This is a genomic window from Bacillus sp. PS108, from assembly GCF_037963335.1.
GTDB lineage: Bacteria > Bacillota > Bacilli > Bacillales > Bacillaceae > Bacillus > Bacillus subtilis.
Window position 1 is genome coordinate 2,637,555 of record NZ_CP150155.1, and the last position, 23,473, is coordinate 2,661,027.

Annotated in this window: 24 protein-coding genes; 6 read left to right on the plus strand and 18 right to left on the minus strand. The window is 44.1% G+C overall.

The window, feature by feature from the left end; all coding sequences use genetic code 11:
- Positions 1-31 precede the first annotated feature (31 nt).
- A complete protein-coding gene (gene fdhF / locus NSQ16_RS13740) occupies positions 32-2,974 on the plus strand; it encodes a formate dehydrogenase subunit alpha (RefSeq protein WP_010886582.1) in 2,943 nt (980 codons plus the stop codon).
- Between the two features lie 18 nt (positions 2,975-2,992).
- Positions 2,993-3,475, plus strand: a complete 483-nt coding sequence (locus tag NSQ16_RS13745; RefSeq protein ID WP_029727145.1) for a DUF1641 domain-containing protein — start codon at positions 2,993-2,995, stop codon at positions 3,473-3,475.
- Positions 3,476-3,510: 35 nt separating this feature from the next.
- On the opposite strand, the gene NSQ16_RS13750 is transcribed toward NSQ16_RS13745, so the two are convergent.
- The 5 genes from NSQ16_RS13750 to NSQ16_RS13770 form a co-directional block, all read right to left on the minus strand.
- Positions 3,511-3,741 (minus strand): YrhC family protein, encoded by a 231-nt coding sequence (locus NSQ16_RS13750; protein WP_003237358.1) that lies wholly within the window; start codon positions 3,739-3,741, stop codon positions 3,511-3,513.
- A gap of 82 nt (positions 3,742-3,823) precedes the next feature.
- On the minus strand, positions 3,824-4,963 hold the full coding sequence (locus NSQ16_RS13755; RefSeq protein WP_017696065.1) for a bifunctional cystathionine gamma-lyase/homocysteine desulfhydrase: 1,140 nt from the start codon (positions 4,961-4,963) through the stop codon (positions 3,824-3,826).
- A gap of 1 nt (position 4,964) precedes the next feature.
- Positions 4,965-5,888: an O-acetylserine dependent cystathionine beta-synthase gene (locus NSQ16_RS13760; protein WP_014477492.1), complete on the minus strand. Its 924-nt coding sequence runs from the start codon at positions 5,886-5,888 to the stop codon at positions 4,965-4,967.
- Positions 5,889-5,952: 64 nt separating this feature from the next.
- Positions 5,953-6,648 (minus strand): 5'-methylthioadenosine/S-adenosylhomocysteine nucleosidase, encoded by a 696-nt coding sequence (gene mtnN, locus NSQ16_RS13765; RefSeq protein WP_038429386.1) that lies wholly within the window; start codon positions 6,646-6,648, stop codon positions 5,953-5,955.
- Between the two features lie 20 nt (positions 6,649-6,668).
- Positions 6,669-7,310, minus strand: coding sequence for a class I SAM-dependent methyltransferase (locus NSQ16_RS13770; protein ID WP_080529611.1), 642 nt, complete (start codon positions 7,308-7,310; stop codon positions 6,669-6,671).
- Between the two features lie 192 nt (positions 7,311-7,502).
- On the opposite strand from NSQ16_RS13770, the gene NSQ16_RS13775 reads away from it, so the two are divergent.
- Entirely contained in the window at positions 7,503-7,706 is a 204-nt protein-coding gene (locus tag NSQ16_RS13775; RefSeq protein WP_014477495.1) for a YrzA family protein, read from the plus strand.
- A 36-nt stretch (positions 7,707-7,742) separates the two neighbouring features.
- On the opposite strand, the gene NSQ16_RS13780 is transcribed toward NSQ16_RS13775, so the two are convergent.
- The 13 genes from NSQ16_RS13780 to NSQ16_RS13840 form a co-directional block, all read right to left on the minus strand.
- Positions 7,743-8,444, minus strand: coding sequence for a YrrS family protein (locus NSQ16_RS13780; protein ID WP_038429387.1), 702 nt, complete (start codon positions 8,442-8,444; stop codon positions 7,743-7,745).
- 64 nt (positions 8,445-8,508) lie between these two features.
- Positions 8,509-10,263, minus strand: a complete 1,755-nt coding sequence (locus NSQ16_RS13785) for a penicillin-binding protein 2 (protein ID WP_230488293.1) — start codon at positions 10,261-10,263, stop codon at positions 8,509-8,511.
- Between the two features lie 53 nt (positions 10,264-10,316).
- Positions 10,317-10,790, minus strand: a complete 474-nt coding sequence (gene greA, locus NSQ16_RS13790) for a transcription elongation factor GreA (protein WP_004399078.1) — start codon at positions 10,788-10,790, stop codon at positions 10,317-10,319.
- 250 nt (positions 10,791-11,040) lie between these two features.
- Positions 11,041-11,676 (minus strand): uridine kinase, encoded by a 636-nt coding sequence (udk, locus tag NSQ16_RS13795; RefSeq protein WP_003225916.1) that lies wholly within the window; start codon positions 11,674-11,676, stop codon positions 11,041-11,043.
- 6 nt (positions 11,677-11,682) lie between these two features.
- Positions 11,683-12,951: a U32 family peptidase gene (locus NSQ16_RS13800; protein WP_003229802.1), complete on the minus strand. Its 1,269-nt coding sequence runs from the start codon at positions 12,949-12,951 to the stop codon at positions 11,683-11,685.
- Between the two features lie 18 nt (positions 12,952-12,969).
- Positions 12,970-13,899 (minus strand): peptidase U32 family protein, encoded by a 930-nt coding sequence (locus NSQ16_RS13805; RefSeq protein ID WP_015714428.1) that lies wholly within the window; start codon positions 13,897-13,899, stop codon positions 12,970-12,972.
- Positions 13,900-13,904: 5 nt separating this feature from the next.
- Positions 13,905-14,558 (minus strand): O-methyltransferase, encoded by a 654-nt coding sequence (locus tag NSQ16_RS13810; RefSeq protein WP_015251578.1) that lies wholly within the window; start codon positions 14,556-14,558, stop codon positions 13,905-13,907.
- A 151-nt stretch (positions 14,559-14,709) separates the two neighbouring features.
- Positions 14,710-15,792 (minus strand): endolytic transglycosylase MltG, encoded by a 1,083-nt coding sequence (gene mltG / locus NSQ16_RS13815; protein WP_230488294.1) that lies wholly within the window; start codon positions 15,790-15,792, stop codon positions 14,710-14,712.
- Positions 15,793-15,922: 130 nt separating this feature from the next.
- Positions 15,923-16,204, minus strand: coding sequence for a DUF1292 domain-containing protein (locus NSQ16_RS13820; RefSeq protein ID WP_003246199.1), 282 nt, complete (start codon positions 16,202-16,204; stop codon positions 15,923-15,925).
- A gap of 17 nt (positions 16,205-16,221) precedes the next feature.
- Positions 16,222-16,638, minus strand: coding sequence for a Holliday junction resolvase RuvX (gene ruvX / locus NSQ16_RS13825; protein ID WP_003229795.1), 417 nt, complete (start codon positions 16,636-16,638; stop codon positions 16,222-16,224).
- A gap of 7 nt (positions 16,639-16,645) precedes the next feature.
- Positions 16,646-16,912, minus strand: coding sequence for an IreB family regulatory phosphoprotein (locus NSQ16_RS13830; RefSeq protein WP_003225903.1), 267 nt, complete (start codon positions 16,910-16,912; stop codon positions 16,646-16,648).
- A gap of 84 nt (positions 16,913-16,996) precedes the next feature.
- On the minus strand, positions 16,997-19,633 hold the full coding sequence (gene alaS / locus NSQ16_RS13835; protein ID WP_230488295.1) for an alanine--tRNA ligase: 2,637 nt from the start codon (positions 19,631-19,633) through the stop codon (positions 16,997-16,999).
- Positions 19,634-19,963: 330 nt separating this feature from the next.
- Positions 19,964-21,025, minus strand: coding sequence for an AI-2E family transporter (locus NSQ16_RS13840; RefSeq protein ID WP_009967889.1), 1,062 nt, complete (start codon positions 21,023-21,025; stop codon positions 19,964-19,966).
- Between the two features lie 156 nt (positions 21,026-21,181).
- Here NSQ16_RS13840 and NSQ16_RS13845 point away from each other — a divergent pair, with 156 nt between their 5' ends.
- The 3 genes from NSQ16_RS13845 to NSQ16_RS13855 are packed head-to-tail and all read left to right on the plus strand — an operon-like array spanning position 21,182 to position 23,464.
- Positions 21,182-21,910 (plus strand): amino acid ABC transporter ATP-binding protein, encoded by a 729-nt coding sequence (locus NSQ16_RS13845; protein ID WP_032722248.1) that lies wholly within the window; start codon positions 21,182-21,184, stop codon positions 21,908-21,910.
- A 21-nt stretch (positions 21,911-21,931) separates the two neighbouring features.
- Positions 21,932-22,753, plus strand: a complete 822-nt coding sequence (gene glnH / locus NSQ16_RS13850; protein WP_003245954.1) for a glutamine ABC transporter substrate-binding protein GlnH — start codon at positions 21,932-21,934, stop codon at positions 22,751-22,753.
- A 60-nt stretch (positions 22,754-22,813) separates the two neighbouring features.
- Positions 22,814-23,464 (plus strand): amino acid ABC transporter permease, encoded by a 651-nt coding sequence (locus NSQ16_RS13855; protein ID WP_230488296.1) that lies wholly within the window; start codon positions 22,814-22,816, stop codon positions 23,462-23,464.
- The last annotated feature ends 9 nt before the right edge of the window (positions 23,465-23,473 follow it).

Below are 23,473 nucleotides of genomic sequence, written 5' to 3' on the forward strand. Positions count from 1 at the left end.
TCTTGAAAGACAGATGGAGGGGAATATGAATATGATGGACGTTAAGTCGATCAGTGTCCGTGTAGACGGAACAGAAATTCAAGCACGAGCAGGGGCCACAATTTTAGATATTTTAAATGAAAACGGAATTGAGTACCCGCAGATTTGCCACGTACCAGAGGTTGACCCGATTCAAACTTGTGATACTTGCATAGTAGAGGCAAACGGCAAGCTGGTTCGTTCATGCGCGACGGTTGCAGAAAACGGGATGTCTATTGATCTATCAGGAAATCGAGTGAAAGAAGCGCAAACCGAAGCGATGGACCGCCTTCTTGAAAATCATTTGCTGTATTGTACAGTTTGCGATAACAACAATGGAAACTGTACGCTGCATAATACAGCGGAAATGATGGGGATCGAGCATCAAAAATACCCATACACGCCAAAAGAAGATCCTTCTTGCGCGGTTGATATGTCTCATCCTTTTTACCGCTATGATCCAAACCAATGTATTGCCTGCGGCCAGTGTGTTGAGGTCTGTCAAAACCTTCAGGTAAATGAAACACTCTCAATCGACTGGGAACGCGAACGCCCTCGCGTCATTTGGGATGAGGGAGTTCCGATCAATGAATCTTCCTGTGTCAGCTGCGGTCAGTGTGTAACAGTATGTCCATGTAATGCACTGATGGAAAAATCAATGCTCGGGCAGGCTGGCTTTATGACAGGCATTAAAGAGGACGTCATGGAACCGATGATTGATCTCGTGAAAAATGTTGAACCGGGGTATGGCAGCATTTTTGCCATTTCTGAAGTCGAAGCGGCAATGCGTGAAACGAGAACGAAAAAAACGAAAACTGTATGTACGTTCTGCGGTGTCGGGTGTTCATTTGAAGTATGGACAAAAGGACGGGATATTTTAAAGATCCAGCCTGTTTCTGATGCTCCGGTTAACGCAATTTCCACATGTGTCAAAGGGAAATTCGGCTGGGATTTTGTCAATTCAAAAGAACGGATCACAAAGCCTTTAATCCGTAAAAACGGAGCCTTTGTGGAATCTTCTTGGGAAGAAGCCCTCGATCTTGTCGCAAGCAGATTAGGATCAATCAAAGAGCAGTACGGTAAAGGCTCTGTCGGGTTTATTTCTTCTTCTAAAATTACGAATGAAGAAAACTATGTCATTCAAAAACTAGCGCGTCAGGTATTTGAAACAAACAACGTCGATAACTGCTCACGCTACTGCCAGTCTCCTGCTACAGACGGATTGTTCCGCACTGTCGGCATGGGCGGTGACGCCGGCACGATTAAAGATATTGCCAAAGCAGGCCTCGTCATCATTGTCGGTGCCAATCCGGCGGAAGGACACCCAGTGCTCGCAACACGCGTCAAACGGGCACACAAGCTCCACGGTCAAAAACTGATTGTTGCCGACCTGCGTAAAAATGAGATGGCTGAGCGATCTGATCTGTTCATCAGCCCTAAACAAGGCACAGACCAAGTTTGGCTGATGGCTGTTACAAAATATATGATCGACCAAGGCTGGCACGATCAGGCGTTTATTGATGAGAACGTCAATTACTTTGAAGATTATAAAGAAACCCTTAAAACGTATACGCTTGATTATGCAGAACGCATCACAGGCCTTTCAAAAGAAAACATCATTCAAATTGCTGAAATGATTCGTGATGCTGACGGCACTTGTGTCCTTTGGGGAATGGGTGTCACACAAAATACAGGCGGTTCTGATACATCAGCAGCCATTTCAAACCTGCTTCTCGCTACGGGCAACTATCGCCGTCCAGGTGCCGGCGCTTATCCTCTGCGCGGACACAATAACGTGCAAGGCGCATGTGATATGGGAACATTGCCTGGCTGGCTGCCGGGATATCAGCATATTACAGATGACAAAGCACGCGCTAAATTTGAAGAGGCATATGGTGTCGAGATTGATGGAAAGCCTGGTTTAGATAATATTCAAATGCTTCATGCCATTGAAGAAGGAAAAATGAAAGCTATGTATCTTGTCGGTGAGGATATGGCACTGGTCGATTCAAACGCGAACCATGTGCATGATATTTTATCAAGCCTTGATTTCTTCGTGGTACAGGACATCTTTCTGTCAAGAACAGCTCAATATGCTGATGTCGTCTTGCCGGCCACTCCTTCACTTGAAAAAGACGGAACATTTACCAACACAGAACGCCGTGTCCAGCGATTGTATCAGGCGCTTCCGACGCTTGGTGACGCAAAACCGGACTGGTGGATTATTCAAGAGGTGGCAAACCGTTTAGGAGCGAATTGGAATTACAGCCATCCAAGTGACATTTTCTCTGAAATGGCGAGTCTTTCTCCTCTGTTTGCCAAAGCAAGCTATGAGGTGCTTGAAGGCTGGAACAGCTTCCTATGGGGCAGCTTCACAGGTGAAAGCACACCGCTTCTGTATGAAGACGGATTTAATTTCCCTGACAAAAAAGCCCGCTTTGCCCTTTCTGATTGGACCGAGCCAGCGGCATTTCCGGAGGAATATGACCTTCATATCAATAACGGCCGGATGCTGGAGCATTTCCACGAAGGAAACATGACAAATAAATCGAAAGGCATCCAAGCGAAAGTGCCGAATGTATTCGTTGAGATCTCACCTGAGCTTGCACAAGAGCGAGGTGTTTGTGACGGTTCGCTTGTACGGCTCGTTTCTCCGTTCGGAGCAGTCAAATTGAACGCGCTGATCACAGACCGGGTACGGAAAAATGAACTCTATCTGCCAATGAACTCGACAGACAAGGAGTCAGCGATTAACTTCTTGACGGGCCCTGCAGCTGATAAACGGACGAACACGCCTGCTTATAAACAGACAAAGGTCCGCATGGAAGTGCTTGGCGGCTGTGAAACAGCGCCGCTTCCAAAAACAAATCCGCGCAACAAAAAACGGCATCCGCAAAACGGAGTCGAAGCAGAAAGAAAATGGAACCGCCCTGGCTATGTACATCTGACTGATTAAACGATAGGAGGAAAACGAATGGCCACTCCGATTACGACGATCAAAAAAGAAACAAAAACAGCTGAGCAAATGAAGCTTGAAAAAATAGAAGAACTGAAAGAGCTGCTGGCGGAAAATGAGGACGCCGTCTCTAAAACGATGACGTTAATGAATGAACTCAATGATCTTGGAATTTTTGATGCGGCAACAAGCATGCTCAGAGCGAAGGAAGACATTGCCAAGATTGCGCTTGGCCAAGTTTCCCGCGAGCCTGTCACCAACCTCATCAACACGATGATGGCCGCCGGAGGCGCATTGACAAAAGCCGATCCTGAGTTTACAGCAAAGCTTTTAGAAAGCGTAATGGCTGGGACTGAACAGGCACAAAGCTTTTTAAAAGAAGACAAGAAAGTCGGGATTCTCGACCTGTTAAAAGCAATGAACGATCCTGATATCAACAGAGCCGTCGGCTTCGGCCTTCAGTTTTTAAAAGGCATGGGAAAAGAACTTCGAGAACAATAACAGAAAAACAGCCATCGCTGATGATGGCTGTTTTTTTATTCGTCGGCTTCTTCCAAACGCTTCTTGTAAATAAGTGAACGGTCAGCGCAAAAGAAGGCACCGGCTAAAAATACGCAATCCGCTAAAAACATCGTCGATTTCTGGCCTAATGTTAAACCTTGATCAGGGAGAACTGCGCCTATATATAAAAAAGTGCTGACTGCAAGCAATGTAAAAGCAAAATGCTTGTAGTCTTCTTTTAAAGATTTCATTCTATTTTTGTTCAAAAGAATCACCTGCCAGATTCATAGTATACGACTATTATAATATAATCCGGCGGCTTACAGAGAAAGTAATTCTATCCATTTGTTATATATTTTCAAGCGCTTGGCCGATATCTTCCAACAAGTCTTCCGCATCTTCAATTCCTACAGAAATTCTGATCAAGCCGTCCGTAATGCCGAGCTCAAGCCGGCGTTCTCTCGGAATAGAGGCATGTGTCATTCTTGCAGGAACAGAAATTAAGCTTTCAACCGCCCCTAGGCTTTCAGCAATGGTAAACAGTTTCAGATTTCCTAAAAACGCATCAACCCGTTCTTCACTGCCAATATCAAAGGAGATCATGCCGCCGAAGCCCGATCCTTGCGTTTTTGCAAGCTCATGTCCGGGATGATTTGAAGAACCAGGGTAATATAACGTTTGGACAGCAGGGTGATTCTCAAGAAAGCTTGCGATTTTCCGCGCATTTTGATCGATCGCTTCCATTCTGAGTCCCAACGTTTTGATTCCTCTCATTAACAGCCAGGAATCTTGAGGGCCGAGCACGCCGCCTGTGGAGTTTTGCACAAAATGCAGCTCTTCTCCAAGCTCTTTCGAAGCTGTCACAACTAAACCTCCGACGACATCACTGTGTCCGCCAAGATATTTTGTCGCACTGTGCAGTACGATATCAGCGCCTAAAGTAAGCGGCTGTTGAAAATAAGGAGTATTAAAGGTATTGTCTACGATAAGCAGAACACCCGCTTTTTTTGCGATATCAGCCATGAGCGTCAGGTCGGTGATTTTGAGCAACGGGTTTGTCGGAGTTTCAATATAAATGGCTTTTGTATTAGGGCGAATCGCTTTTTCAACTTCTTCCCTGCTGCTCGTATCAACAAATGTTGATTCAATGCCAAGACGGTTAAGCACCTTTGTCATCACGCGATATGTTCCGCCGTACACATCATCAGTCAACACGACATGATCTCCGCTGTTAAACAGCATCATAACTGCTGTAATGGCAGCCATTCCTGAGCTGAACGCATAGCCTGCTTCCCCGCTTTCCAGTTCTGTCACAAGTGCTTCGAGAGCGGTTCGAGTCGGATTGGCCGTTCTTGAATACTCGTAGCCTGTATGCTGCCCTGCTTTCGGCTGCTTGTACGTGCTTACTTGATAAATCGGCACGGAAACTGCGCCTGTTTTCTCATCACCTGTGATTCCGCCATGTATCATCAATGTTTTTTTCTTCATATCAGATGCCTCCTTCGTATATTTGTTTGCTGATATATCGATCGCTGCTGTCAGGAAATACTGTGACAATATTAGTTCCAGCGGATGCTTTTTTCGCTTCCTCCAATGCCGCATAAAGCGCTGCACCTGAAGAGCTTCCGATCAGCAGGCCTTCTTTTTCTGCCGCTTCTTTCACAAGTCTAAACGCATTCTCATCTGTTACGGTGTAGATCTCGTCAAAATGGCTCTTATCCATATAATCGGGGATAAACTCCATGCCGATGCCCTCTGTTTTATGAGCGTGGGGCTCTCCTCCGTTTAAAATCGAGCCCTCCGGTTCAACAATCACCGTTTTGACTGCTGGATTTTTTTCTTTTAAGAAGGAAGCTGTCCCTGCGAATGTGCCCCCTGATCCTGCCCCTGCGACAAATGTATGAATATTCCCGTCAAGCGCTTCCCACATTTCAGGTCCAAGCGTCTTATAGTAAGTCGATGGATTTACTCGGTTTTTAAATTGCAAAACGCAATAAGAATTTTCAATTTCAGTCTCCAGCTGAATGGCTTTTTGAATGGCTCCCTGCATTCCGTCTTGACGCGGTGTATGAATGATTGATGCGCCAAGCGCTTGCATAATTTGCTGTTTCTCTCTGCTGAAATGTTCAGGGACACAGAAAATCGCTTTCAGCCCATATTTTCTGGCACTTAACGCAAGGCCGATCCCTGTATTGCCTGCCGTAGCTTCTATAATCACTCCGCCGGGTTTCACTTTGCCTGAATCGAGCGCGTCACGAATCAGCATATCTCCCAGTCTGTCTTTGATGCTTCCCCCTGGATTCATCATTTCAAGCTTGGCATACACCGCGACTCCTTCTGGAACATCAAAGTTCTTCAAGCGGAGAAGCGGTGTATTCCCAATCAGCTCGGTAATGTCCGTAATCACTGTCATATATGTCCTCCTCCTTAATAGAGGTTGTTTTTAGAGAAAAACGGAGGAGAACGTTCTCCCCGTTTTAATGAATTCGTTTGATCACCTTTAACACAAGCTCTGTTGAATGAACAGCCGCCTGCTCTAAAAATTGGTCAAATGAAACATGTGATTCTTTTCCTGCGATATCTGATAACGCTCTGATGACGACAAACGGCGTTTTAAATTGATGGCATACTTGAGCCACTGCCGCAGCCTCCATTTCAACCGCGTACAGATCAGAAAATCTCGCACGCACCTCTTCAACCCGCTTCGGATCGTTCATGAAAGAATCGCCTGTTGCAATCGTTCCTTTTGCAACCTGAATGCCGTCGAGTTCAGATACCGCTTCTTCAGTGATGCTGATCAGCTTTTCATCCGCCGCATAAGCAGCCGGAAGACCCGGCACTTGGCCGTATTCATAGTCAAAAGCCGTTACGTCTACATCATGGTGGCGAACGTCAGTGGAAATAACGACATCCCCTACATTCAATGTATGATGAAATCCGCCGGCTGAGCCTGTGTTAATGACATAATCAGGCTTGTAACGGTCAAGCAGAAGCGTCGTGCTGATCGCAGCATTTACTTTTCCAATTCCTGATTTTAAAAGAATCACTTCAGTTCCTTCATATTTGCCTGTTGTAAATTCACAGTGTGCGATCGTTTCTGTTTTTGCATTTTCAAGTTTGTTTCTTAAGATGGTAACTTCCTCTTCCATTGCTCCGATGACTGCTAGTCTCATCTATTCACATTCCCTTCACTTTACCGTTTGATCGCCTCCATTATCCACACGAAGTCGTTTTGCTGAGTGAATCGGACTGCAAAACCTTCAGCTGTAAACATTTCTTTCAACGCATCCAATGTAGGATAATGCTCTGTCTCTAAATCATTTGCAAGCTGATAAAAGCCTTGAGAACGGGCTTTATCGATAGCCTGTTGATACGCTTGCGCATCTTCAAAGACGGTATCGGCAAACACTATTTTATCATGCAAGTGAAGGTATTTGCCATATTGCTTTATGGCAGCCCGCTTTTCTTCGTCAGTCAAATGATGAAAAGCATATGAACTGACAATCGTATCAGCCTGAAATGGCGGCTCAGGGAATGTCAGGAAGTCTCCATCAACGATTTCCGTCCTGCCTGAGAGCTTGTCAGAAGCCAGTTTACGCATTGCTGGAGAAGGTTCGATTCCAAATACAGTTTTGCCTGCATCGAGCAGCTTAGCCGTCAAATTCCCTGTCCCCGGGCCAAATTCTAACACATGCGTTCCAGATTTGCTGACGATGGCATCAAGGATATGATCGTAGCCTCTGAACGCTTCTTTATACTGAATATCTAAACCTTTTACTGTTTGATCATAAGTTGCTGCCCAATCTTCAAAGAGAGGGATAAATTCACGTCCCATATTTGTCACACTCCATATTTAATAATTCCTATAAGCATACTATGAATTAATGATGGAACAGTTCCTATAATACCACATCTTCTGAAAAGCAGGTACTAAAACACTTTGTGTATTTTATGCCATCTCATATTGCGCATTGACCGCAAAAAAGCTTATACTTCATATGACTTGTGAAAGCTGGAGGGTCAAGACATGAATTTTCAATTAGATCTGATTAAAGACAAAGTGGAATTTTTTGAAGCGGCTTCATTGCAGGAGCTTGAAAAGAAAATCAATACACAAATTGAAAACAATAAAGCCATCATGCTCCGGGTGAAATCTGTTTCACACCAAACTGCTGTGGCAGAAGGAAGAATATTGTACAGCGCGGTGGTTCATTTCGCAGCTGAAGCCTAAAACAAAAGCAGCCGGTTGTAACCCGGCTGCTTTTGTTTATTTTAGCTTTTCTACTTTTGTCGGCTTCCAGCCTTTTTCATCGACCCATGTAATCGTGACTTGATATTTATTCCCAGTCGCCTTGTCCAAAATTTTGCCTTTGGCATCCTGAGGGCTGCCGTTATTTCCGAGCCAGAGCACCGTCATGTTATCTGTTGAGACACCAGTTGCGTACGAAATGGCTTTCAGCATCTCAGCCCAGTCTTGTGAGCTTGAATCATAAGTAGCGGCATGCTCGCCAGTCTGCTCAGTTCCGACTGCTTTCCAGTCAGGATTTTCATACGTTTTTTCCACATCGCTCGATGAGCCGCCTTCTGTTACTTTTGCATCTTTAAGCCCGTCACCGGCTGAATCTGAGCTTGAATCTGAATCAGAGTCATCTTTTTTAGAAGGAGAATCATCTTTTTTGGAATCAGAGTCAGAAGACTTCTCAGAATCCTTTTCACTGTCAGATGTATCTTTCTTGCTGTCTTTTATATCCTCATCCGATTTCTTTTCCGTCTTTCCTGAAGCCGGAGATTCCTGTTTTTGCGTCGTTTCAGAATCCTTGCTGACATCTTTGCTAGAAGGACTGTTAATGAAGAGATTCGCTGCTACTACGACAATTAGTATGGATACGATTGCGATTAAAATGTTAAGCACTAAATTGGCTTTTCTGCGTTTATCACGATTTTCATAACGAGATTGATTATTGCTCAATAATTCTGCACTCCTTTATCCCTCTTGGCTCAGCATATATTTTAACATGTGCTGAGAAGTTGTTCTATTTCTGATTGATTTCAATTTCGTGTACTTTTTTAACAATATCATAAAACACCGAATTTGTCAGAGCCTTATCTCCCGGTATATCCATGTGTAAAACAACCAGAGCGTATTTCGGCTTATCCGCGGGAAAATATCCGGCAAACCATTTTTCATAGAGCGTTTCCTTCTCTTTTGAAAGCTTGCCTGTCTGGGCTGTGCCCGACTTCCCTGCTACAGTATACGGAAGATCTTGAAACCTTCTGCCCGTTCCGGAAGGAGATTCTACTACCCGCCGCAGTATTTTTTGAAGCTGCTGTGACGTATATTTGTCTATCGTTTCCCCTTTGAGCTTCTGATCTTTAAACGTAACGAGCGTTGTGCCGTTCTTATACTCAATTTGTTCGGCAATTTTCACCTGCCGTTTTTCTCCGCCGCGGGCGATTGTCGCCATCATATTGGCTACCTCCAGCGGCGTTACCTTTACATTTTTCTGCCCGATTGCTGTTTGCGCAATGGCTTTTTTGACTGATTTGTCTTTTTCATCCCCCCAAATCACGCCGCTTTTTTCGTTATACAGCTGGCGGAAATCGGTTTCGTGGTACAGTTTTCCCTCCCAGCCTGCCCGATCAGTGAGAGCCAGCTTCTCGGACATATCTTCAATAACCGAGCTGTCTTTTTTCATTAATTGTTCTGCAAGACTCGTAAATGTGTAATTACAGCTTTGTGCAAAACTTTCATCAAAAGACAAGGTTCCTTTGTCGTCCCCTGGTTCCCCGTACAGGTTTAAATTGCAATTAAAGGTTTGACTAGGCTTCACCATATTATTTTCGATTGCAGCTGCGGCAATGACTGTTTTAAAAACTGATCCGGGATAGATTGGCGTCAGCATATAATTTTGAAGTGTGTTTTGTCGGGACACATCCGCATCTGGTTTGCTTACAATTCCCAGAACACTGCTATTTTCGATGTCCAGCAGCACAGCTCCTCCCTTTTTCAGCCCCTGTTCATCCAATACCTCCTCCATCGCTTTTTGAATGCTTTGATCGATCGTTGTTTTGATCTGGAGCGGATAAAATGTATTGGCTTCAGCTGTATATTTGACGTCCATGCCAAACAAAGGGTTTCCTTTTCCGTCCACATGATATAAAAGCTTTGTGTCTTGTTCCGGAAGCAAAAACTCGTCAAATGTCCGTTCTAAACCGGTTGTTCCGATTTCTGTTGTAATCGGAAGGCTCTCCTTGTCAGGATATTTCTTGCGAAGCAGCGCCGGATCTTGGTTCGTGCTCCCTATCGTATGTGAAGCAAGGCTGGGCTTGTCTTCATTCTCCATATATACGCCGTAAATGCCGGGATATTTCAAAGAATTAATTTTTGTGATAGATTGTTTTGAAAGTGTTTTGATTTTCTTTTGCTGCAAAATGACCGGTTTTTTTGCCTTACCTAGTGTCTGGCGCAAATCATCTTCAGACATGCCGAGGATGTCCGCAACTTTTTTGATCGGCCAATCCTGCGTCAGCAGAAAAGGGAACAAAACAACCGCAGGCTCGCTTTGTCCTGTCAGCGCCCGCCCGTTTCGATCTAAAAAAGAGCCTCTTCCATCTGAAATGAGCACTTCCTCCGTCCGCTGTTTCACACTTTCTTGAATCAAATTAATTTTCTTTTTAGAAAATGATTCTGTGAAAAACAGCTGGATTTCTGCAAGCCTCAGCAGAAGCAGAAAAAATACAATCAAAAAAACGATGACTGCCAGCTTCATTCGTTTCGATATCTTCATAAAAAAACACCTCACCCACATTGTGGACGAGGTGTTTCGCTGCTAAACAGATATTATGAAATTTTCACAATTTTCACGAGCATTTCTCCGCCCGGTGTTTGTACTGTGACTTCTTCATCTACTTTTTTGCCCAAGAGGCTTTTTGCGATCGGTGAATCGTTTGAGATTTTCCCTTCAAACGGGTCAGCTTCCGCGCTTCCGACGATCGTATATGATTCTTCATCACCGTCAGGCAGTTCGACGAAAGTGACGGTTTTACCCAAACCGACAACGTTAGAGCCGCCGTCATCTTCAATGATTTTCGCATTGCGAATCATATTTTCAAGAGTCGTCACGCGGCCCTCTACAAATGCCTGCTCTTCTTTCGCTGAATCGTATTCAGAGTTCTCGGAAAGGTCTCCGAAGCTTCTCGCAATTTTGATTCGCTCTACTACTTCTTTTCGTTTAACCGTTTTCAAATATTCTAATTCTTGTTCAAGTTTTTGTTTTCCTTCTGCAGTCATAGGAAAAACTTTCTCTTGTGCCATGTCCCTTCACTCCTTCTGGTTGTCCCTCAACATCTTCGATTATGTATGAGAGCATAAACTAAAAAATACAAGAATGAGAACACAGGGCAGTCCTCGTTCTTCTCTCCCATATAGGTACTGTTTATCTTAAACTGAATCGTGTCGTTCTGCAAATATTTCGCGTTTATAAACAGGGAAAGAAGGGAATTCGCACATTCCCTTCCTGCCTATACATAATATGGTCAGAGTTATTTATGTCTATGCTATGGTATTACAAAATCGCGTTTTGTTCAAGAATGGTTTGAATTTTTGTGACCATCAGATCAATTGCGACGTGATTCTGACCGCCTTCCGGGATAATAATATCAGCGTATCGTTTCGTCGGCTCGACGAATTGGTTATGCATCGGACGGACCACTGACACATATTGTTCAATGACAGAATCAATAGAGCGTCCGCGCTCATTAATATCTCTCATAATCCGTCTGATGATACGCAAGTCAGCGTCCGTATCAACATAAAGCTTGATATCCATCAGATCACGAAGCCTTTTGTCTTCAAGAACAAGAATGCCTTCAAGGATAATAACATCCTTTGGCTCTACGTGAACCGTTTCTTCTGAACGTGTGTGAAGCTTATAGTCATAAATCGGCTTTTCAATCGGGCGGTAATTCAATAGATCCTGAATATGCTCGATTAAATAGTCATTATCAAACGCAAGCGGATGATCATAGTTTGTGTTCAGCCTTTCTTCAAACGGAAGATGGCTTTGGTCTTTATAATAAAGGTCCTGCTGGATCATTAAAATTGAGTGTCCTTTAAATTGTTCATAAATGGACCGTGTGACACTCGTTTTTCCTGAACCGGAACCTCCTGCGATTCCAATGACTACTGGATTCTTACCCATGGGCTGTTACTTCCCCTTTCTCATCATGTTGCTCGGATAAATCTTTTTGTCTAGTTTGAATTTGACAATTTGCAGGGGATGGCGGGCAGCATCTAGCTCATTTCCGTCTTCGTCCCAAATGGTTTCAATCGTATGTGTAAAGTTTTCGATTTCTGGTCCGAAAAATTCCACTTCGTCGCCTTTTTTGAAGAAATTGCGCTGCTGAAGCGTGACCATTTGTGTATCTTCATCATAATTCAGCACTAAGCCGACAAAATCATATGTCGTTTTCTTGGCGTGTTCGCCGAACATTTGCTCTTCATAGCCTGGCGTTCCTTCAAAGAAAGCTGTCGCAGTGTCCCTGTTGGCGCACTTATCAAGCTCTTCAAGCCATTCTTTTTGAATCACAAAGTTCTCTGGATCAGCGCAATAAGCATCGATTACTTTGCGGTATACGCTGACAACAGTTGCTACATAGTGAATGGATTTCATGCGGCCTTCAATCTTTAAGCTGTCGATTCCCATTTCAATCATTTTCGGAATGGATTCAATCAGCTTCAAATCTTTCGGGCTCATCGCAAATGGTGCATCTTCTTCACCATACAAAGCAACGGCGTTGGCACCGTCTGTTTGATAGAGATCATAATCCCAGCGGCATGACTGGCAGCAGCCTCCGCGGTTGGAATCCCGCGCTGTCATGTGATTGCTCAGCACGCAGCGGCCGGAATATGCAATACACATTGCGCCATGAATGAAGGATTCGATTTCGATATCTACCTTTTCTTTCATTTCTCTGATTTCAAGAGCGCTAGTTTCACGTGCCAGCACGACGCGGTCGAGACCTTCTTCCTTCCAGAACTGGACAGCCTTCCAGTTTGAAAGAGACTGCTGTGTGCTCAAGTGAACCTCAACATTCGGCGCCACTCTGCGGCATGTTTCAATAATAAGCGGATCTGCAACAATAATACCGGCAACGTTGGCGTCTCCAAGCGCTTTTAAATAGTCTTCAAGCCCGTCCATGTTTTCATTATGAGCGAAAATATTCGTTGTTACGTAGATCTTCGCGCCATATTTCTTTGCGAATTCTACGCCTTCTGCAATTTCTTCGATCGTAAAGTTATCGGCATTCGAGCGAAGCCCGTATTCCTGTCCCCCGATAAAGACCGCGTCCGCTCCGTAATGAACAGCGATTTTCAGCTTTTCAAGATTACCCGCAGGTGCGAGAAGCTCCGGCTTTTTCGTAATCACACGCTTTCCATTAACGATTGTGGATATTTTATCATTTACGGCAGTCATAGCTTAACCTCCTTTTGATTAATAAACCGTTTCCTTGAAGAAGAATCCGGTATCAATTTTTCTGTTTACTGGCTGGATGCTTTCAATGCGTTCGATCCAGTCTTCTTTTTTCGCTTCGTATTCGTCACGGTTTTCCACGCACAAATCAATTGCTTCTCTGTACATTTTGGTGACTTCTATTAGGTATTCAGGCGTTTTCAAAACACCATCGATTTTGAAAGAATCAATTCCGGCATCTATCAATTCCTCGAGCTCATCAATGATGCACACATCGTTCGGGCTCATGATGTGAGTGCCGTTTTCATCTTCGAAAATCGGATATTTATTATCACGTTCTTTATCGTGTAAAAACATGCCTGATTCTTTTTTCTTTCTTTCAATGTCCATGACTTTGCCCTGATATTCAAAATAGTTTCCAATCAAAGAACGCTTCGATTGGAACATGCACGTCATTCCATGCACCTGGATTTCAATTTCGACTTCCGCATTTTCTTTAATCTCAACAATGCTGTCCATGTTTAATTCTCTGGCAAGCACAGAGCGCGCCGCACCCTTGCGTCCCCAGTAGTTGCATGTATAATAGTTGGTACCTGTCGTTTCTGTGCTCCAATGAAGCTTCAGATCAGGCGCAGATTCACGGGCAGCCATCAGCACGGCAGGATCGCCGAATACCGCTGCATCGACACCGGCTTCTGCTAAGAAAGCCAGATATTCGCCAAGCTCACCCACTTTATCATTATGGAAAATTGCATTTACAGCAACGTATACTTTTGCCCCTTCTTTGTGAGCAATCTCTACGGCTTTTGTTACATCTTCACGAGAAAATTCTCCGGCTAATCTCAAGCCGTATCTCTGTTCCCCAACTAAAAACGCAGTTGCCCCAGCCTGTATGAGCGGCAAAATGTCCGCTGTACTCGTCGGCGTCACTAAGAGCTCTGGTTTTTTCATGACGTTCACCTCTTCTTTTTACTAATCGCAAGTCCGTCCCCGACAGGAATAATCGCAGTTTGATAATCCGGATGATTCATCAGCCAATGATTATATTCATCAATTTTTGCTACAAGCCTGCGCCTTCTCTTCGGTTCTATTTTGCTGTAATCCTCTGCCACCAGACCTTTAAACAGCACGTTGTCTGTTATAACCACCCCGTCCGGTGAAAGCATCGGTTCATATAAATGAAAAAAGTTTTGATACTGACCTTTTGCAGCGTCAATAAAAATGACATCGTAAGGCGCGGTTACATGAACGGCGTCGGCTAATTCAAGCGCATCTCCGTAAAAAACATGAATCCGGTCATCAAGCTGAAATTCCTTGATATTGTTTACCGCTTCTTCATGCCGTTTCTCATTGCGTTCAATTGTATATATTTCAGCAGACGGCAGCTCCAGCGCCATTCGAATGGCTGAATAACCAATGGCCGTTCCGATTTCTAGTATTTTTTTCGGCTGTTTCACAGACAAAATTTGAAGCAGCACCTCCATGCCCGCTTTTTCCATAATCGGGACATGATGTTCTTCTGCATATGCTTCAAGCTTCTTCACGTTATCCGGCCGAGGCTTTAATAATGCTTCTATATAGTCATTTATTTGTTCATACCGGTCAGTCACTACAAACAGCCTCCCGTTCTAAAAAGGAGTGCCCCAGTCTTATGCGCAGGACACTCTCTGAATACATCATGATACATCGGTAAACAACCCGATATATTTTATCATAAAACCTTGCGGAAAGCGAACAAAAGGAGAGCTTTTTGCTCTCCTTTTATTTCTCATTTTTTGAGGAAATGTATTTTTCTTTTGCTTTATTATGCTCTTTTAGCGTTTTTGTAAATACGACCTCACCATTTGATTTGGCCAAGAAATACAGATAGTCCGTTTTATCCGGATGCAGCGCCGCTTCCCATGACGACATGCCGGCATTGGCAATCGGCCCTGGCGTCAGCCCTGTGTTTTTATACGTATTGTATGGTGAATCGATTTCCAGATCCTTATAAAGAACCCGATCTTTATGCTTGCCTGCCGCGTACAGGACGGTCGGATCTGTTTGGAGCGGCATTTTCTTTTTCAGGCGGTTATAAAAGACGCTCGCAATTTTATGGCGGTCGGATTTTTCAGTCGCTTCTTCTTCTATCAAAGAAGCCATTGTCAGCAGCTTATGCACAGAAACTTTGTTTTTCTTCATTTCTGATTTATATGTTTCCACATAAGAATTTGTCTGCTTAATCATTGCCTTGATAATGTCTTCAAGTGATGTGTCCGGATCGTTAAAAGGGTATGTAGCCGGGAATAGGTACCCTTCAAGCGGGTGCTTAATGTTTTTATTGAAAACATCATTTGTCACAGTGTCCGGGAATTCTTTCTTCAGCTGATTGATAAATGTTTCATCGTCCAGCTTCGCTATGACTTGTTTTTTAGAGTATTTTGTTTCATCAGCAATAGCAGCCGCGATTTGGGTCAGCTGTGCTCCCTCAGTCACTGTGATTTGAAAAGCGTAACCTGTAGCCCCGCTTGTCAGCTTCTGAATAATGGCATCTAAATCCATACCTTTATTCAGATGGTAGAATCCGGCCTGAAACCCGGAAGCACCTTTATATTTCACATAGTACTGAAACGCCTTCTCGCTTTTTATGACATCATTTTTCTTTAATATCGATGCGATGGCTGAAACAGACGAACCGCTCGGAATGTTAATATTAACTGTCGTTTTACTGTCTTTTTCAACAGGTTCAAGCAATGATTTCCCATATAAAAATGCCCCGCCAATGATGAGAAACAGCACAACAATGGAAGACAGTATAATTCTTTTTTTATTAAAAAACGATTTTTTTTGCTGATTGATATACATTAGGTCTCCTCCCATCAGCTCTTATACTACATGATTCATTGTATTTCGGCAATTTATTACAAAAAGAGGCCTGCATAAAGCAGAAAAAAGCCGGAGCAGTATAGCTCCGGCTTTGATTTGGCGCGATGTTTTACTCTTCGTCTTCGTCCGCTAAGAATGTGTTTAGTGTTTCTTCGATCATATCCCATTCTTCGTCAGTTTCAATCGGGAATAGCTCACCGTTTTCACCGTCTTCGTTTGGCGTGAAGCTGGAAGCAAGAATTTCTACTTCTTCGTCATCTTTTGATTCGATTGGATAGTACAAGACATAAGATTTGCCAAACTCTTCATTTTCAAATGTAAACAGCACTTCACAAAGCTGTTCATTTCCTTGATCGTCAACAATTGTAATATTTTTTTCGCCGTGTTCCATTTTCTTCACCTCTGGCTTTAATTTAAGCTGTCAAGATATCCTTGTAAAATCATAACAGCCGCCATTTTATCAATGACTTTTTTTCGTTTTTGCCTGCTGACGTCAGCTGCAATCAGCATTTTTTCAGCCGCCATTGTGGTAAGACGCTCGTCCCACAGCACAACAGGAACATTGTACGTTGTTTCAAGCACTTTCGCAAATGTTTGGCTGGCTTCGCCTCTCGGGCCGACTGTTCCGTTCATGTTCTTAGGAAAGCCGAGCACGATTTTATCTATAGTATAGTCCTTTATCAGTTCAGATAAACGGGATAAACCATAATCGCCTTCTGCTTCATTTATCTTTATGGTCTCAATGCCTTGAGCAGTCCAGCCCATTTCATCGCTCAGAGCTACACCGAGTGTTTTGGTTCCTAAATCGAGTCCTAATATTCTCATTCTTTATTTACGCCTCTTTATGCTGTTCTAAATAAGACTTTACCAATTCCTCGATTAATTCGTCTCTTTCAAGTTTGCGAATTAAATTGCGAGCGTCACGATGCCTAGGAATATAAGCGGGATCACCTGACAGCAAGTATCCGACAATCTGGTTGATTGGATTGTAGCCCTTTTCCTGAAGCGCGTCATACACTGTAATCAGCACCTCATTTACGTTAGTCTCAGCAGAATCATCGGAGAAATTAAATTTCATCGTTTTATCAAACGAGCTCACCGTTTTGCACCTCTTTCCCAAATTCGCAGGCAAAGTTCAGCCTGGGGTCCTAATCTTACCATCATTCTACACTACATGGGCGAATTATAAAACGGATTTCACCCAATCTTCTACAGAAGCCAAAGCTTCTTCTAATTTTTCCGGCTGTTTACCGCCTGCCTGCGCCATGTCCGGACGGCCTCCGCCGCCTCCGCCGCAAACTTCCGCAGCTTGTTTAACCAGCTTGCCGGCGTGAAGTCCTTTCTCAATGAGGTCCTTTGTGACTCCGGCAGAGATATTAACTTTATCGTTTTGTACCGCACCAAGCACGATCACCGCAGAGCCAAGCTTTGCTTTGAGTTCATCGACCATAGTGCGGAGATGATTCATGTCTTTTGCATTTACTTTTGCCGCAAGCACGTTTACGCCGTCAACTTCTTTTACTTTCGACAGGATTGCTCCTGCTTCCACGTTGCCTAGTTTTGCAAGAAGAGATTCATTTTCTCTTTGTGCATCCTTCAGTTCAGCCTGCAGAGCCGCGACCCGTTTCGGCACTTCTTTGATATTTGTTTTCAGCTCGTCAGCGGTCTGCTTCAATACAGAAATCTGGCTGTTCATTTCGACGTAAGCGCCTTGTCCCGTTACAGCTTCAATCCGTCTTGTGCCTGCTCCGATTCCGGATTCAGAAACGATTTTAAACAAGCCGATTTCTGCTGTATTTCTGACATGGCAGCCGCCGCACAGCTCTAAGCTGTAATTTCCAACTTGAACGACACGGACAATATCGCCATATTTTTCGCCGAACAGTGCCATCGCACCCATTTCTTTTGCTTCAGCGATCGGTTTCAAATCAATGCTGACCGGGATGCTCGCCCAGATCTTTTCGTTTACGATTCTTTCAATTTGTTCGAGCTCTTCTTTTGTCACTTGGCCAAAGTGCGAGAAGTCAAAACGAAGACGGTTTTCCGTTACAAGAGAGCCCGCCTGATTGACATGAGTTCCAAGAACATCTTTTAGAGCCTGATGCAATAAATGCGTTGCCGTGTGGTTTTTAATGACGCCGCTTCTCATATGGTCTTCAACTTCAGCCGTAACATGCAGGCCTTTTTGAACAGTACCGCTCTCCACAACACCTTCATGCACATGCTGGCCGTTCGGCGCTTTTTGAACATCTTTAATTCTTACAACTGCCTGCTCGTTTCGGAGATAGCCTTTATCGCCGATTTGGCCGCCGCTTTCTGCATAGAACGGTGTTTCATCAAGAATGATTTGAACGCTTTCTCCTTCATGAGCCTCTTCGATTAATTGGCCGTCCCGAAGAAGCACAATGATATTGGCATCAGCTTTGGTTTGAGAATAGCCGACAAATGTGCTTTCATCTGTCACGTCGCGCAGTGCGCCGCCCTGCACCTGCATGCTGCCTACATCCTGGCGGGCGTTTCTTGCCCGTTCACGCTGCTGGTTCATTTCCTCCTCAAAGCCCTCATGGTCAACCGTCATGTTCTCGTCTTCTGCGTATTCTTCAGTCAATTCAACCGGGAATCCATACGTATCATACAGTTTAAACACATCAGCACCTGAGATAACGCTGCTGCCCTTGTCTTTTTCTTTTTTGATCATTTCTGACAGGATCGCAAGCCCTTCATTAAGGGTCTCATGGAAGCGTTCTTCCTCGGTTTTAATGACTTTTGCGATGAAATCCGCTTTCTCTTTCACTTCAGGATAGAAATCAGCCATGATTTCTGCGACAACCGGCACTAAATCAAACATGAACGGACGATGGATGTTGATCGTTTTGGCATAACGCACGGCACGGCGTAATAAGCGTCTTAATACATAGCCGCGGCCTTCATTTGACGGCAGCGCACCGTCACTGACAGCAAAGGCAACCGTTCTGATATGGTCAGCAATCACTTTAAACGCAGTGTCTTTCACATTGTCTTTGCCATATGTTTCACCAGAAATCGATTCTGTTGCTTTAATGATCGGAACAAACAAATCGGTGTCAAAGTTTGTTGGAACATTCTGGATGACAGATACCATTCTTTCAAGACCCATGCCTGTATCAATGTTTTTCTTTGGAAGCGGTGTGTACGTGCCGTCAGGGTTATGGTTGAACTCTGAGAACACAAGGTTCCATACTTCCAGGTAACGGTCGTTTTCCCCGCCTGGGTAAAGCTCCGGATCTTCTGGATCATTACCGTATGCTTCACCGCGGTCGTAAAAGATTTCCGTATTCGGTCCGCTCGGCCCTTCACCGATATCCCAGAAGTTCCCTTCCAGACGGATAATTCTTTCTTCAGGAATACCGATTTTTTTCGCCCAAAACTCATATGCCTCTTCATCTTCAGGATGAACCGTAACAGAGAGAAGCTCTTTGTCGAAGCCAATCCACTTGTCGCTCGTTAAAAACTCCCAAGCCCATGTAATGGCTTCTTCTTTGAAATAATCGCCGATGGAAAAGTTTCCGAGCATTTCAAAGAAAGTGTGATGGCGCGCAGTTTTACCTACATTTTCTATATCGTTTGTTCTGATCGCTTTTTGAGCGTTTACGATTCTTGGATTTTCCGGCACGACACGGCCGTCAAAATATTTTTTCAGCGTCGCAACACCGCTGTTGATCCAAAGCAGTGAAGGATCCTCATGAGGCACTAATGACGCGCTTGGCTCTACCGCATGTCCTTTTTCTTTAAAGAAATCCAAAAACATTTGACGCACTTCCGCAGAAGTTAAGTGTTTCATTGTATTTCCTCCTCTATAAAAATCGAAATTCTCTTCAGTGACAGCAAAAAAGCCCTCCCCCTATGCAAACCAACGTTTACACAGGGACGAGAGCTGTCTCGCGGTACCACCCTGATTACGGGCATTCATGCGCCCGTCACCTTTAACCCTGTAACGCAGGATAAGCGGCAGTGATTAACTGCACTCAGGATTAGCTTCCTCCGATCTTCTGATAAAGCTCCTTTCAGCTTATGGAGCTTCTCTCTTTAACAGGGCTTCGGCGTACTCAGATCCGTCACTCGAGATTCGTATGTATTCTACGAGAAATTATAGACAAGCGGCACGCCGATGTCAATGCTCCGTCCTCATCCGCAAAAAATGGATCATCATTACTTTTAAAACAGCCGTCGCAGGAACAGCCAGAATCATCCCGACGATTCCCGCAAGCTCCCCTCCGGCAAGGAGTGCAAGCATGATAACGACCGGATGCATTTTAAGGCTTCTGCCGACAATGAACGGACTGAGGATATTTCCTTCCATAAACTGCAGAATAAACACCGTAATCACCACAACAAGAACCGCCTTGACTGAGATCGTCATCGCAATTAACAACGCAGGAACAGCTCCGATGAAAGGGCCAAAATACGGGATGACATTCGTTACTCCAGAGATAAGGCCAAGTATCAGCGGATATGGAAGCCCAAATACCCAGAACGAAATGCCTGCAATCACGCCAAGAATCAAGCAGACCAAAAGCTGGCCGCGGATATAATCGCCAAGCGAATCATCCACATCCCGCAAAAAGGCGCTGCCCCGCTTTCTCCACGACTTCGGAGTCAAGTACCATACTGTCTTTTTCATTAACTCAATGTCCTTCACCATATAAAACACGAGAAAAGGGATTGTTGCAGCAATTAAGAAGTAATCAAGCACATTGCGGATCCCGCTGATCGCACCCTCGATCGTTCCCGCAAAAAACGCCTCCGTCTGGCGGATCATTTTATCTATACGGTGATGCATACCATCAGGCCAGTCATCCGTATGGTTATGCACATGAAGAAGAAGCCCGTTATACGTTTCGGCAAACATGGGTATATTTTCTGACAAATCCGTCAGCTGCACGATTAAAACAGGCACCCCTTTATACAACGCCCAGCCAATCCCGCCAAAAAAAAGAACATAAATGACCAAGATGCTCAAAGTCCTAGGCAATCCTTTGCCATGCAGCCATTCTGTGACCGGAAGCAATAAATAAGATATAAAAATAGAAATGATCAAGGGAATAAAGATCGTTTTTATGACGAGCCAAAAGGGTGACCATAACATATCAAGCATAAAAAAGACATAGACTGTTAACAGAACCAGCAAACAAATAGCCACCCACAACAAAAGCTGCACCGGTTTTTGGAGCATCTGCTTTCACCTCACCTATATCTTTTGAGGTTTACACGGAATTATTCTTTATGTTTCTTTAGTCAGTCAGAAGTCATGGACATTTTTTCACTTTTAATTTTCAGAAAAGTTTGATCATTTACTTTTTTGGTCAAATTTTCTGATAGGAGGATTGCGATGATCACATTTCAAAATGTAAACAAGCATTACGGAGATTTTCACGTGTTAAAACAAATTAATCTTCAAATCGAAAAAGGTGAAGTCGTTGTTATCATCGGCCCATCCGGTTCCGGTAAAAGCACATTGCTCAGATGCATCAACAGACTTGAGTCGATCAATGAGGGAGTGCTTACAGTAAACGGCACCGCCATTAACGACAGAAAAACTGATATCAATCAAGTGCGGCAAAATATCGGGATGGTGTTTCAGCACTTTCATTTATATCCGCATAAAACAGTGCTGCAGAACATCATGCTGGCTCCGGTAAAAGTGCTTAGACAATCATCTGAACAAGCAAAGGAAACGGCGCGGTACTATCTTGAAAAAGTCGGCATCCCAGACAAGGCTGACGCCTATCCTTCCCAGCTTTCCGGCGGGCAGCAGCAGCGTGTTGCCATCGCAAGAGGACTGGCGATGAAGCCGGAGGTCATGCTGTTTGACGAGCCGACATCAGCACTTGATCCTGAAATGATCGGTGAGGTGCTAGATGTCATGAAAACACTCGCCAAAGAAGGCATGACAATGGTTGTCGTGACACACGAAATGGGGTTTGCCAAAGAAGTTGCCGACCGGATTGTCTTCATTGACGAAGGAAAGATTTTAGAAGAAGCAGTGCCGGCTGAGTTTTACGCGAACCCAAAGGAAGAACGGGCCCGTTTATTCTTAAGCCGTATTTTAAATCATTAAACCAGAAATGGGGGAGCTTGTATGAAAAAGATTTTTTCTTTAGCATTGATTTCTTTATTCGCTGTCATCTTGCTTGCCGCTTGCGGCAGCAAGGGATCAAACGGAGAAGCCTCAAAGGAGAGCAAAAAAGATACGCTAGCCGCCATTAAAGACAATGACAAAATTGTCTTCGGCGTAAAAACGGACACTCGACTGTTCGGTCTTAAAAATCCAAGCTCAGGTGAGATTGAGGGTTTTGATATTGATATTGCTAAACAAATCGCTAAAGACATTTTAGGTGATGAGAAAAAAGCTCAATTTAAAGAGGTCACCTCAAAAACAAGGATTCCTATGCTGCAAAACGGGGATATCGACGCCATTGTCGCCACAATGACGATCACTGAAGAACGAAAAAAGGAAGTTGACTTTTCTGATGTCTATTTCGAGGCCGGGCAATCGCTTCTCGTGAAAAAAGGCAGCAAAATCAAGAGTGTCGAGAATCTTGGCAAAGGCTCAAAAGTTCTTGCAGTAAAAGGCTCCACCTCCTCTCAAAACATTCGTGAAAAGGCGCCTGAAGCATCTGTTTTAGAATTTGAAAACTACGCAGAAGCCTTTACAGCCCTTAAATCGGGGCAAGGCGATGCCCTCACCACAGATAATGCGATTTTATATGGAATGGCTGATGAAAATAAAAATTATCAATTAACAGGAAAGCCTTTTACAGATGAGCCTTACGGGATCGCCGTGAAAAAAGGGCAATCTGCTCTCGCGAAAGAAATCAACGCTTCACTTAAAAAGATGAAGTCGGATGGCAGATACGATGAAATTTATAAAAAATGGATCAAAGAAGACCCAGCTGAATAACAACCATCCCGGGATGAGCAGGCGATGCTCATCCCAATTTGATAAGGAGTGAATAGGCAGATGAATGTGTCAATTCTTTTCGATAACTTCGGCATGTATATGGACGGTTTTTACCATACCTTGCTCGCAAGTGTTATCGCGCTGGCCGGCAGTTTTGTCCTCGGCGTTGCTGTAGCGGTTATGAGAATAACAGTCTTTAAGCCGCTGCAATGGTTCGGGACCGCATATGTAGAATTCATCCGCAACATCCCTCTTCTTTTAATTACCTTTGTTTTCTATTTCGGACTTCCAAACGCAGGCCTGAGGCTTGACGGTTTTCAAGCGGGAACGGTTGCTCTCACCATTTATACCTCTGGGTTTATCGCTGAAGCCATCAGAGCAGGCATCCAGTCTGTTTCAAAAGGGCAGATGGAAGCGGCACGCTCGTCAGGCTTTACCTACAGCCAGGCCATGCTCCATATCATTTTGCCGCAGGCAATCAAAATCGTCATTCCGCCTTTAGGCAATCAATTTTTAAACTTAGTCAAAAACTCTTCGATTCTTGGGGTTGTGGCCGGATTGGATCTTATGTACCAAGCCGATTTAGTTTCGTCGAGCACACTCGTTGTATTTGATGTTTATATTTTTGTGGCGCTTTTTTACTTAGTGCTGACGATTCCGCTTAGCATCGGTGTTAACTATCTGGAAAAACGGCTGGAAAAAAGCTATTGATAAGGAGTG